The organism is Pseudomonas sp. WS 5146 (assembly GCF_012985495.1).
Lineage (GTDB): Bacteria > Pseudomonadota > Gammaproteobacteria > Pseudomonadales > Pseudomonadaceae > Aquipseudomonas > Aquipseudomonas edaphica.
This window is the reverse complement of the sequence record NZ_JAAQWL010000008.1, coordinates 139,743-152,017: the sequence shown is the minus strand read 5'-3', so window position 1 is coordinate 152,017 and position 12,275 is coordinate 139,743. Positions and strand designations below refer to the sequence as shown.

The 12,275-nt window shown below is 60.6% G+C and carries 11 protein-coding genes; 4 read left to right on the top strand and 7 right to left on the bottom strand.

Translation table 11 applies throughout. The features are described from left to right. Positions 1-36: 36 nt before the first annotated feature. A complete protein-coding gene (locus tag HBO41_RS20580; protein ID WP_099550374.1) occupies positions 37-984 on the bottom strand; it encodes a choline ABC transporter substrate-binding protein in 948 nt (315 codons plus the stop codon). A 414-nt stretch (positions 985-1,398) separates the two neighbouring features. Between HBO41_RS20580 and HBO41_RS20575 the strand changes: the two genes are divergently transcribed. Both HBO41_RS20575 and HBO41_RS20570 read left to right on the top strand, forming a co-directional pair. Further along, a complete protein-coding gene (locus HBO41_RS20575) occupies positions 1,399-2,775 on the top strand; it encodes an L-serine ammonia-lyase (RefSeq protein ID WP_169987531.1) in 1,377 nt (458 codons plus the stop codon). A 501-nt stretch (positions 2,776-3,276) separates the two neighbouring features. Beyond that, a complete protein-coding gene (locus HBO41_RS20570; RefSeq protein ID WP_005792167.1) occupies positions 3,277-4,380 on the top strand; it encodes a GlxA family transcriptional regulator in 1,104 nt (367 codons plus the stop codon). Between the two features lie 109 nt (positions 4,381-4,489). Here HBO41_RS20570 and HBO41_RS20565 read toward each other — a convergent pair whose 3' ends face one another. The 6 genes from HBO41_RS20565 to HBO41_RS20540 all read right to left on the bottom strand — a co-directional run bounded on the left by HBO41_RS20565 (position 4,490) and on the right by HBO41_RS20540 (position 9,848). Beyond that, a complete protein-coding gene (locus HBO41_RS20565) occupies positions 4,490-4,753 on the bottom strand; it encodes a hypothetical protein (protein WP_017139371.1) in 264 nt (87 codons plus the stop codon). Positions 4,754-5,050: 297 nt separating this feature from the next. Beyond that, positions 5,051-6,211, bottom strand: coding sequence for a gamma-butyrobetaine dioxygenase (locus HBO41_RS20560; protein ID WP_169987529.1), 1,161 nt, complete (start codon positions 6,209-6,211; stop codon positions 5,051-5,053). A gap of 9 nt (positions 6,212-6,220) precedes the next feature. Next, entirely contained in the window at positions 6,221-6,700 is a 480-nt protein-coding gene (locus HBO41_RS20555; protein WP_099550377.1) for a thioesterase family protein, read from the bottom strand. Positions 6,701-6,817: 117 nt separating this feature from the next. Beyond that, complete coding sequence (locus HBO41_RS20550) at positions 6,818-7,783, bottom strand: L-carnitine dehydrogenase (protein ID WP_169987527.1); 966 nt, start codon at positions 7,781-7,783, stop codon at positions 6,818-6,820. A gap of 155 nt (positions 7,784-7,938) precedes the next feature. Then, positions 7,939-8,826, bottom strand: a complete 888-nt coding sequence (locus HBO41_RS20545; RefSeq protein ID WP_017139368.1) for a 3-keto-5-aminohexanoate cleavage protein — start codon at positions 8,824-8,826, stop codon at positions 7,939-7,941. 77 nt (positions 8,827-8,903) lie between these two features. Next, a complete protein-coding gene (locus HBO41_RS20540) occupies positions 8,904-9,848 on the bottom strand; it encodes a choline ABC transporter substrate-binding protein (RefSeq protein WP_169987525.1) in 945 nt (314 codons plus the stop codon). A gap of 194 nt (positions 9,849-10,042) precedes the next feature. On the opposite strand from HBO41_RS20540, the gene HBO41_RS20535 reads away from it, so the two are divergent. Both HBO41_RS20535 and HBO41_RS20530 read left to right on the top strand, forming a co-directional pair. Next, positions 10,043-10,987: a GlxA family transcriptional regulator gene (locus tag HBO41_RS20535; RefSeq protein ID WP_099550379.1), complete on the top strand. Its 945-nt coding sequence runs from the start codon at positions 10,043-10,045 to the stop codon at positions 10,985-10,987. A gap of 68 nt (positions 10,988-11,055) precedes the next feature. Then, a complete protein-coding gene (locus HBO41_RS20530) occupies positions 11,056-12,246 on the top strand; it encodes an AAA family ATPase (RefSeq protein ID WP_017139365.1) in 1,191 nt (396 codons plus the stop codon). Positions 12,247-12,275 lie beyond the last annotated feature (29 nt).

Sequence of the window (12,275 nt, the reverse complement as noted above, 5' to 3'; positions counted from 1 at the left end):
ACATCCCGGGGCAGCGCACCGCCCCGGGGTCAGCACTTACTTGGCGAGGTATTCCTTGACGGCCTCCAGACCGGGTTTGCCATCAACCGTGGTCACACCGGCGAGCCAGGTGTCGAGCACTTGCGGGTTCTTCTTCAGCCAGGCTTTGGCTGCGGCGTCGGGCTTCATCTTGTCGTCGAGGACGTTACCCATCAGGGTGCTTTCCATGTTCAAGGTGAACGACAGGTTTTTCAGCAACTGGCCGACGTTGCTGCATTCCTGGGTGTAGCCCTTGCGAACGTTGGTGTAGATGGTGGCCTGGCCGTAGTTGGGGCCGAACGAGTCGTCTCCGCCGGTCAGGTACTTCATCTTGAAGCGGGTGTTCATCGGGTGCGGTTCCCAGCCCAGGAACACGATGGCCTGGTCACGCTTGGAGGCGCGTTCCACCTGCGAGAGCATCCCGGCTTCGCTGGACTCAACCACTTTGAAACCCGCGGTTTTCAGGCCGAAGGCGTCTTTGTCGATGAGGGTCTGGATAGTGCGGTTGCCGTCGTTACCCGGCTCGATGCCGTAGATCTTGCCGCCCAGCTCATCCTTGAATTTGGCGATGTCGGCGAAGTCTTTGAGGCCCTTGTTGTACAGCGCCTCCGGGACCGCCAGGGTGTACTTGGCGTTTTCCAGGTTGGCACGCACGGTTTCCACGGTGCCGGCATCACGGTATTGCTTGATGTCGTTTTCCATGGTCGGCATCCAGTTGCCGAGGAAGATGTCCATGTTCTTGCCGTCGGCCAGGGACTTGTAGGTCACCGGTACCGAAATCATCGTGGTGCGCGGTTTATAGCCAAGGCCCTTGAGGACTTCGCTGGTGGTCGCGGTGGTGACAGTGATGTCGGTCCAGCCGACATCGGAGAAGTTAACGGTCTTGCACTGTTCCGGTTCTGCAGCGTGTGCCAGGACTGGCAGACTCAGCATGGCGGCCAACAACAACGAGGGTGAACCTTTCATCGGGGTAGACTCCTGTGTCTTTTCTGGCGGCATTCGCCGCGCTTTATAAGTGTTGCGGTTGGGGCGTGCATCGAGGCGACGGCACGGTGCCTTGCAAACGAGTCGAGACTGATCATGTACCAGTGAAAATCTGACGCCTACAGGGGGCGTCGTATCCAGTACAGGGATGGTCGTATCCAGTGTCGGTGACGTCGCTTACAGATTTTTCCAATGGCAAAACCGCAGTTTTTACCGATCTGAACCGCTAAAAACGGCCAAAATGCCCGATCGCACGAGAGCGGCGTTGTTGAGCATGGTTACGTCGGTGTGAGACGCCGTGAAGGCAAGCAAAAGCTTGATGATGCCGCCATCTGGGCGATCTGAGCGTAGCACCTCGTTCAAGCCTGGCCGTGCTTATCGAGGAGTTCTACCGCAATGGCTATCAGTGTTTTCGACCTGTTCAAGATCGGCATCGGGCCTTCTAGTTCTCACACCGTCGGCCCCATGCGCGCCGCAGCGTTGTTCGTTCAGCACTTGCGTGAACGTGGAGTGTTGGAACAAGTACGTCGCGTTGAAGTTCAGCTATATGGCTCGTTGTCGGCCACCGGCATCGGCCATGGCAGCGACACGGCGACCATCATGGGCCTGATGGGCGAGTGGCCGGACGCAATCGACCCGGCGCAAATCGGCCTGCGTATTCACACCCTGCGCGAGACCGACACGCTCTTGCTCGACGGCCGCCTGCCGGTGCCCTTCGTCTGGGCACGCGATATGCGCCTGCTCGACGAAAACCTGCCGTTCCACCCCAACGCCATGACCCTGGTGGTGTTCGATGATGACGGCGAACTGCACCGCGGCACCTACTATTCAGTCGGTGGTGGTTTTGTGGTGGACGAGGCCCAGGCGCAGAGCGGCGTGGCCGATATGGACCCTACCGAACTGCCGTATGATTTTTCCAGTGCTGTGGAGCTGTTGCAGTTGTGCAAGACCCACAACCTGCGCGTCGCCGAACTAATGTTGGCCAACGAAAAAACCTGGCGCAGCGAAGACGAAATCCGCAGTGGCCTGATGAAGCTCTGGCGCGCCATGCAAGACTGCGTGGAGCAGGGCCTCAAGCACGAAGGCATCCTGCCCGGTGGCCTGAATGTGCGTCGCCGCGCCGCCAAGTTGCACCGCAGTTTGCAGGAGCTGGGCAAACCGAACGTGATTGGCTCGACCTTGAGCGCCATGGAGTGGGTCAACCTCTTCGCCCTGGCGGTCAATGAAGAAAACGCCGCCGGTGGGCGCATGGTCACCGCCCCCACCAATGGCGCGGCGGGGATTATTCCTGCGGTGCTGCACTACTTTATGAAGTTCAGCGAAGAAGTCACCGAAGCCAACGTGGTCGACTATTTGCTGAGCGCTGCGGCCGTCGGGATTCTGTGCAAGAAAAACGCCTCGATTTCCGGCGCCGAAGTCGGCTGCCAGGGTGAAGTCGGTTCAGCCTGTGCCATGGCCGCTGCGGGACTTGCCGAGATCCTCGGCGCCACGCCGGAGCAACTGTGCAACGCCGCCGAAATTGGCCTGGAACATAACCTCGGCCTGACCTGCGACCCGGTCGGCGGGCTGGTGCAAGTGCCGTGCATCGAGCGCAACGCGATTGCGGCGGTGAAGGCGATCAACGCCGCGCAGATGGCGCTGCGCGGTGATGGTCAGCACTTTATTTCCCTTGACCGGGTGATCCGCACCATGCGCGATACCGGCGCGGATATGCATGACAAGTACAAAGAGACTTCGCGGGGTGGTTTGGCCGTCAGCGCAGTAGAGTGTTGATTCACTAATGCCGCCATCGCAGGCAAGCCAGCTCCCACAGGGGAATGCATTCCAAATGTGGGCGCTGGCTTGCCTGCGATGGCGGTAGTTGCAGCACCACTGCTCATAAAGTGAACACCGGAACCCAAAAGCGCCACCTTTTAGCGCGTCGCAAATAGATAAGTAGCTTGCGAACGATTCCGTGCCTCACCACTCGTCACCCGTGCGTGCGGTGACAGACTTTTCCCACGCCCGCAAAGCGCCTTCCCACAAGTGCTACCGATCTGCTCACACCCCAGAGCAGGGCCGGTCTGACGTCCATTTCTGGCCATATTCCGCACTCCCCGCGCGGGCTTATATAGACGCGTCATCAGGTCGTTTTTAGGAGTTATTGGATGGCCATTCAATTTTAGGCATGGCATTTGCTCTACCCATTCAAAGCCTCGCTCCTTGCTGGAGACGAACGCAATAACAAGAGCCTCGCCTGAGGCCATCACCCGCTTTGTGTGAGGAGATACCGCGATGACGTCGTTCAATTCCGGGGCCCAACCCCAGAACCGTGCGCCTCAATCCATCGGCTTTTTGCTGCTGGACAATTTCACGCTGATTTCCCTGGCTTCGGCAGTGGAACCGCTGCGCATGGCCAACCAGCTGTCCGGCCGCGAGCTGTATCGCTGGACAACCCTGAGTGTCGACGGCAACCAAGTGTGGGCCAGCGACGGTCTGCAAATCACCCCCGATGCCTCCATGCATAAAGCCCCGGCCCTGGACACTGTGATTGTGTGCGGGGGCGTGGGAATCCAGCGTACCGTTACCCGTGAGCACGTGTCGTGGCTGCAAAGCCAGGCGCGCCAGTCGCGTCGCCTCGGCGCCGTGTGCACTGGCAGTTGGGCCCTGGCCTGCGCCGGTTTGCTCGACGGTTTCGATTGCAGCGTGCACTGGGAATGCCTGGCGTCGATGCAGGAAGCCTTCCCGCGCGTGGCCATGAGCACGCGCCTGTTCACCCTCGACCGTAACCGCTTTACCAGCTCGGGCGGCACCGCGCCGCTGGACATGATGCTGCACCTGATCAGCCGCGACCACGGCCGTGAATTGTCGGCCGCCATCTCCGAGATGTTTGTGTACGAGCGCATCCGCAATGAACAGGATCACCAGCGCGTGCCGCTCAAGCACATGCTCGGCACCAACCAGCCGAAACTGCAGGAAATCGTCGCGCTGATGGAAGCCAACCTTGAAGAGCCGATCGACCTGGACGAACTGGCGGTGTACGTCGCCGTGTCGCGCCGCCAACTGGAGCGGTTGTTCCAGAAATACCTGCACTGCTCGCCATCGCGCTACTACCTCAAATTGCGCCTGATTCGCGCGCGGCAGTTGCTCAAGCAAACGCCGATGTCGATCATCGAAGTAGCGTCGGTGTGCGGGTTTGTGTCCACGCCGCACTTCTCCAAGTGCTACCGCGAATACTTTGGCATTCCGCCACGCGATGAGCGCGTAGGTTCCAACACGACCCAGCAAGTGGCGATGATGCCGATTCCGCAGGCGTTGGTGCTGTCACCGTTGTCGGGGCCGATGTCGGCGTTGAGCCAGGCGCGTAATGAGTCGACGTTTGCCAGTGTAAGGCTTTAGACCGAGGTGGCTTTATCGCAGCGATGCGGCGACCCGACAAGCCAGCTCCCACATTTGAATTGTGAACCCAGTCAAATGTGGGAGCTGGCTTGCCTGCGATAGCGGTCTATCAGGCGCCCGAGCTCTGCTTGAACTGCACCAAAGCCGGCAACAACTGCTTGTCGATCGCCTGGCGCACCGCCGGCAAAATCGTCGCGCTGCCGGTGTACATCTGCTCCACCATGCCCTTGAGTGCCTTGGCCCGTGCGGCACTCAAACCGCGCACCGCACACTCGCAAGCCTGCTCGGCGCTGGCGCCGCTGGATACCTCGAAACCCAGCGAGCGCAGCTGGCTCAGCAGGTCATCCTGGTCAATCAAGTCCGCGTGCATCATGACGTTTATCCTGGTGTAGGGAACGGGATTGAATGGGATTCTGGTAGGCCCTCGGCCGGTCGGCAAGGGCAGAATCGGCGAATGGCTCAGATGGCTATGAACAGGTCGTTTTCGGGTCATTTACCGACACCAACAATAGGCACACTGGAGGCCAGGCACGCACCTTGAAGGTTTGGTCACCCTCGGGATGTCACGCTCACACCAAGCACTCTGCCCCGATCCAGTCACGGCTGGCCCGGGGCTTTTTTTGGCCGGGGTTTGTGGGAGCTGGCTTGCCTGCGATGGCCGCACCCCGGTCTACCTCTGCAACACCAATATCCGGGACAACAACTCATCCCGATCAATGTAACAACCCTGAAAATGCCGCGCCCCCGAAGCCGGATCAAACGCATTGCGCGCATGCAAGGTGCGGCGGTTATCAAAGCACCACAACTCACCCGGATTCAGGCGTTTGACCAGTCGAAAACGGTCTTCCCGCGTCATCGCAATAAAGCGCCGATACGCCCGATACAACAACGGCATCTGCTCCACCGGTGCCTCAAACGGCCCGCGCAAAAAGTTGGCCATGCGGATCTCCGCCACATCGCCCAAGGCATCCAGCGCAATGATCGGGGCCAGGCGGCGGTAGTCGCTGTGCCGGTCTTTATTGCGAAACTCCACCGGGATTTCACACAGGGCGCGAAACGCCTCGGGGTCTTCGCTGCGCAGCGCATGGGCGATGGCAAACCCATCGACAAAAATGCTCTCGCCGCCGGTAGCTTCGTTCACCAGGCAATGCAGAAACTGCAGCCCCGGCTGTAACTCCCGCGTCGGCAAGTCGCTGTGCAGCGGCAGGTTGAAAGCGGTGTAAGCATTGCTGTCGGCATCGGCCTTGGACTGCACGTTGAACAGCACGCCGAAGTTGCTCTCGCGGATAAACGAAATACGCTTGGCGATCAGTGCCAGCGAGCCCGGTTCGGTGGGCACGCCACGGATTTGCGTAAGGCCGCCGTCACGCAAGGCCAGCAGCCATTGCAACAGGGCTTTGGGGTCTTCCATCACCGCTGAGTATTCAAATATGGGCAGTTCGAAGGTGCTGCCCCACAGTTGCGACTGGGGTTTGGCAGCGCGGCGTTCGGCGCGTGATTGATCGTCATAGGCATGGGCGCGCAACCAGCCTGGATCGTACTGGCTGCGATGGCCGCCGTACCATTCCACGCACAGAAAACCTTGATCGATGTGCGCGCTTAGGGCGCGCAGATGCTCGTCCACATCGACAATTTCCAGCACCTGCTCGCGGGTCACGCTGTACACGCATTGGGCACAGGGGCAGTTGTCCCGCAGCCACTGATGATGGAACGGGCTGACCCGCCCATCGGCCCACTGCACGCGAATCTGGTCGTCCAGCACCTGCGCCTCGGCAAGGTCGCAGATCTTCGGGTAAGTACGGAAATCGGCAACAGCGGCGGCGGTTTGCATGGCGGCTCCTTATTGTTTTTTGGGTGGTAATCCGATCACTCGGCCCAGCAAGGCAGGGCGCGGCAGGTCGGCCTGTTCGGCACTGATGGTCGCCAGTTTCTCCAGCGTGGCCTCGGTAAACGGCGCTGAATGCGGCCCCGCCAGATCGACGTGCAGCAGCATCTGTTCGTTGCCGGCCAACTCCTTCGTGTCGCCCACAAGGTGCAGGCTGTGATAGAGGTGCAGGCGCTTGGCGTCGTGGGCGATCAGTTGGGTGTGCACTTCGACCTCGGCGCCGAGTTTTACTTCGTGCAGGTAGTTCAGGTGCAGTTCCAGGGTGAACAGCGAGTGGCCGCTGGCTTCGCGGTTTTCGCTGTCCAGCCCGAGGGTGTCCATCAGCGCGTCGGTGGCGTAGCTGAAGATCAGCAGGTAAAACGCATCACGCAGGTGGCCGTTGTAATCCACCCAGTCGGGCTGGATTTTGGTGGTGTAGGTGGTCAGTGCAGGCATCACATATATTCCAGAATGTATGCAGTCAAAATGTGGGAGCTGGCTTGCCTGCGATGGCGATGGTGAATTTTGCATCGCTATCGCAGGCAAGCCAGCTCCCACACAGATCAACAGCGGTTATTCAGCGAAGCTCATGCCGTGTTTGGCTTTGGTGGTTTTCACCGCTTCCAATACCGCCAGCAAGCAATCATCACGATAGCGCTCCAGCGCCGAAATGCTGTGTTTACCCAGCTGATCGCTGGTGCCGTCGACCACATCGTCAATCAACTTGTCGGTCAGCTCCGGCGCCGGCAAATACGTCCACGGCAACTGCAACGCCGGGCCGAACTGCGCCATGAAATGCCGCATGCCGGCATCACCACCCGCGAGGGTGTAAGTCAGGAATGTGCCCATGAACGACCAGCGCAAACCGGCGCCAAATCGGATCGCATCGTCGATTTCACCGGTGGTCGCCACGCCGTCATTCACCAAGTGCAACGCCTCACGCCACAGCGCTTCGAGCAAGCGGTCAGCGATAAACCCCGGCACTTCCTTACGCACATGCAACGGGCGCATACCGAGGGATTCATACACCTTGATCGCCGCCTGAATTGCCTCCGGCGCGGTGTGCTTGCCGCCCACCACTTCCACCAGCGGCAACAGGTAAACCGGGTTGAACGGGTGGCCGACCACACAGCGTTCCGGGTGGGTGGAACCTTCGTAGAACTCGCTCGGCAACAGACCTGAAGTGCTCGAGCCAATCAGCGCATTCGGCTTGGCCGCTGCGCTGATCTTGCTGTGCAGTTCGAGTTTCAGCTCCAGGCGTTCCGGGGCGCTTTCCTGGATGAAGTCGGCGTCTTTTACGCATTCTTCAATGGTGGCGACAAAGCGCAGGCGGTCCTGGGAGGCACCCGGTGCCAGGCCTTGTTTCTCCAAGGCGCCCCAGGCGTTGGCAACGCGCTTGCGCAGGGCTGCTTCGGCGCCAGGCGCCGGGTCCCAGGCCACTACATCCAGGCCGTGGGCCAGGGCGCGGGACACCCAGCCGCTGCCGATAACACCGCTGCCGAGGGCGGCGAAGGTTTTGATTTCGGTGATAAAGCTCATGTCGACAATCCCTGAGTAATTCGGTGATCAAGGTGGGAGCTGGCTTGTCGAATCGTCGCACCGCTGCGATATCGGTGTATCAGTTGGTGCATTCGGTGCAGGTGTACCGCTATCGCGGGCAAGCCCGGCTCCCACAGGGTTTTGTGGTGTCTGAGTTAGCCGCGCTTGGTCAGGCCCATCTTGATTCGGCCCTCCGCCGGGGTCATGACCCGCGCGCCCAGGCGGCTGAGGATTTCACTCGCGCGCTCCACCAGTTGGCCATTAGTGGCGAGCACGCCTTTGTCCAGCCACAGGTTGTCTTCCAGGCCGACCCGCACGTTGCCGCCCAGCAGCACCGCTTGCGCCGCCATGGGCATTTGCATGCGGCCGATACCGAAGCCAGCCCACACGGCGTCGGCAGGCAGGTTGTCGACCATGGCTTTCATGGTGGTGGTGTCGGCCGGTGCGCCCCATGGGATGCCCAGGCACAGCTGGAACAGCGGGTTGTCGAGCAAACCTTCCTTGATCATCTGCTTGGCAAACCACAGGTGGCCGGTGTCGAAAATTTCCAGCTCGGCCTTCACGCCCAGCTCTTGAATGCGCTTGGCGCCTGCCCGCAGCTGCGCCGGGGTAGAGACGTAAATGGTGTCGCCATCGCCGAAGTTGAGCGTGCCGCAGTCCAGGGTGCAGATCTCCGGCAGCAACTCCTCAACATGGGCCAGGCGCGTCAGCGGGCCGACCAGGTCGGTGTTGGGGCCGAACTCCATCGGGTTCTCGCCGCCGCCGATTTCCAGGTCGCCGCCCATACCGGCGGTGAGGTTGACGATGATGTCGATGTCGGCCTCGCGGATGCGCTCCATCACTTCGCGATACAGCGCCACGTCGCGGCTGAACTTGCCGGTTTGCGGGTCGCGCACATGGCAGTGCACCACGGTGGCGCCGGCCTTGGCGGCTTCCACCGCGGCTGCGGCGATTTGTTTGGGAGTGACCGGCACGTGCGGGCTGCGGCTGGTCGTGTCGCCAGCACCGGTGAGTGCGCAGGTGATGATGACGTCGTGGTTCATGAGGCGGTTCCTTACAGGCGGGCGTAGTGATGCCGTTCGCAGCCAACAGCGACTGCGATACGGTGATGCGAATCAGGTTATTTGCTGGTCAGTTGCAGGTTGGCCGCAGCCGGTTTGCCGTCGAAGGTGGTCACGCCTTCGAGCCAGCGCTGCTGGTCTTGCGGGTGGTCCTTGAGCCACTGCTTGGCCGACTCGAGGGCATCTTTGTGATCCAGCAACGGCTGCATCATTCGGCTCTCGTCGGCGGCGGTGAACGTCAGGTTGGTCAGCAGTTTGTGCACGTTGGGGCACTGCTCGGCGTAAGTCGGCGAAGTCACGCTCCACACCGTGGCCATGCCTTCGTTCGGGCCAAGGGCGTCGTCGCTGCCGGTGAGGTAAGTCATGGCGACGTTGACGTTCATCGGGTGCGGCGCCCAGCCGAAGAACACCACGGCCTCCTTGCGGCGCACGGCGCGGTCGACGGCGGCGAGCATCCCCGCTTCGCTGGACTCCACCAACTGGAACTTGCCGAGGCCGAACTGGTTCTTGGCGATCATCGCCTTGATCTGGGTATTGGCGCCCGAGCCTGGCTCGATGCCGTAGATCTTGCCGCCCAGTTCTTTTTCAAACTTGGCGATATCGGCGAAGGTTTTCAGGCCTTTATCCGCCAGATAAGTCGGCACCGCGAGGGTGGCGCGCGCATCTTCCAGGCTGGGTTTGTCGAGGACTTTGACTTGCTTGGCGTCCACAAACGGCGTGATGGTCTGGGTCATCAGCGGGTTCCAGTAGCCCAGGAACATATCCAGGCGCTGGTCGCGGATACCGGCGAAGATGATTTGCTGGGAGGCGCTGGTTTGTTTGGTCTTGTAGCCGAGGCCGTCGAGCAACACTTGGGTCATGGCGCTGGTGGCGATTACGTCGGTCCAGTTCACCACACCCATGCGCACGTTCCGGCAAGACTCTGCGTCGGCCGCGAGTACGCTGGTGCTTAAGATGGCGCTGGCGCTGAGTGCAAGCACGCAGCGGCTGATCAGTCGGTTCATGGTGGATCCCTCGGCAGGTCGTTATTGTGGGTGCCGGCGTCTTTGTGCGCCGTGGGATCAAGTTACGCAGCTTGAGGGGAGGCAAAGCGCACGGCGGCGACCAGCTCTTGCACTGCAGCGACCTGTGCTCTTGAATGGCCGGTTGAACTGGCGTATCACAGTGAGCACGCTGCCCGTCCTACGAGAGCGCCACCATGTCCCAGGATTTCTACTTTCTGCTGATGCCGGGTTTCTCGGCCATCGGCTTTATCTCCGCGCTGGAACCGCTGCGCGTGGCCAACCGCTTTCGCGGCGAGTTGTACCGTTGGCACGTGTTGAGTGCCGATGGCGGCGCGGTGTTGGCGAGCAATGGCATGTCGGTGAACGCCGACGCCGCATTGGAGCCGCTGAAAAAAGGCGCGACGCTGATGGTGGTCGCAGGCTTCGAACCCTTGAAGTTCACCACGCCCGCACTTGAACACTGGCTGCGCCGCCTCGACCTCGACGGCGTCACCCTCGGCGCCATCGACACCGGCGCCTGCGTGCTCGCCGAAGCAGGCTTGCTCGACGGCCACCGCTTGACCTTGCACTGGGAAGCCATCGACGCGTTCAAGGAATCTTATCCACAGCTCACCGTGACCCAGGAACTGTTCGAGATTGACCGCCGGCGCATCACCTGCGCCGGTGGCACCGCCTCCATCGACCTGATGCTCGACCTGATCGCCCAGGCCCACGGCCCGGACCTGGCCATCCAGGTGTCCGAGCAATTCGTACTCGGGCGCATCCGCCCGCGCAAGGACCACCAGCGCATGCAGATCGCCACGCGCTATGGCATCAACAACAAGAAGTTGGTGCAGGTGATCGGTGAAATGGAGCAACACACCGAGCCGCCGCTGAGCACCTTGGCGTTGGCCGATGCAATTAAAGTCACCCGGCGTCAGCTGGAACGGCTATTCCGCCTGCACCTGAACGACACGCCAAGTAACTTCTACCTCGGCCTGCGCCTGGAAAAAGCCCGGCAGTTGTTGCGCCAGAGCGACATGAGCGTGCTGGAAGTGAGCATTGCGTGCGGGTTTGAGTCGCCGTCGTACTTCACCCGCAGCTACAGGGCGAGGTTTGCCAAGTGCCCGAGAGAGGATCGGCGACGGGAGGTGGTTTGACCGGCAATTATAGTCAATTATACTCACGACTATAATTTATAGTGCTTCCAATAATTGAGTATAAAACCATGTCCAAGCACAGCGGCTTTGTGTTTCGCCGCCCGACGCTGGCTCGCAGCATTGCTGATGGCTTGGTGGGCGCCGGGATTCAGGATTTCACTTCAGGCCTGTTCCTCGCAGCACCTCGACGCACCGGCAAAAGCACCTTTTTGCGCGAAGACTTGATCCCGGAGTGCCAGTTGCGGGGTTGGCTGACGGTGTATGTCGATCTCTGGGCTGACAAAGAAAAAGACCCCGCGGAGTTGATTGCCAGCGCGATTGCTGCGGCTCTGGTGCCCTATGAAAAGGGCATTCGCAAGCTGGCCAAGAACATTGGAATCGAGAAACTAAGCTTCCTGCGTACCTTGTCCTGGGACTTCAGCAAGCCACAATTGCCGGTTGGCGCGACGCTGACCCAAGCCTTGGAGTTGCTCCACAGCGCAGCCGAAAAGCCCGTCGTGCTGGTGATTGATGAAGCGCAGCACGCACTGACCACCGAGCCTGGTATCAACGCGATGTTCGCGTTGAAAGCTGCCCGGGATCAGCTCAACCAGGGCCGTGACGAGGAGGGCAGTGGCTTGCGCCTGGTATTCACTGGCTCCAATCGCGACAAGCTTGCGCATTTGGTCCTCGGTAAAAGCCAGCCATTCTTCGGCTCCAGCATTACCCCGTTCCCTTTGCTCGGCAAAGAGTTTACCCAGGCCTACACCCTGCACCTCAACGCGCATTTGGCCAAAACCAATCAGTTCAACGCGGCGGACATCGACGAAGCCTTTGAACTGGTCGGCCGGCGCCCGGAGATGCTGCGTACCATCATCGGCGAAGTGGCGCTGGAGTTGGGCGAGGCGAGCAACCTGGGCCAACTGCTGCACAGCCGCGCCGAACTGTTGCGTGCCGGCGTGTGGACCGAATTTGAAAGCGCGTGGAACAACCTCACCATTCCCCAGCGTGCTGTGTTGGAGGTGATGGTGGTGCGTTCGCAGAACAACGAGCCTTTTGCGCCGTTTACCGACAGTACACTCACGGCGGTCAGCAAGGCACTGGAGGACATGGGCAGCGACGTGGTGCCGGGCACCCAGACCATTCAGGCCTGTATCGATGCCTTGCGTGACAAAGAGCTAGTGTGGAAGTCGAGTCGCGGCGGGTATGCCCTGGAAGACAAATCCTTTGGCGATTGGCTGCTGCACAGAAGCCGTACAGCGAATTCAAAGACACCATAAATCAAATGTGGGAGCTGGCTTGCCTGCGA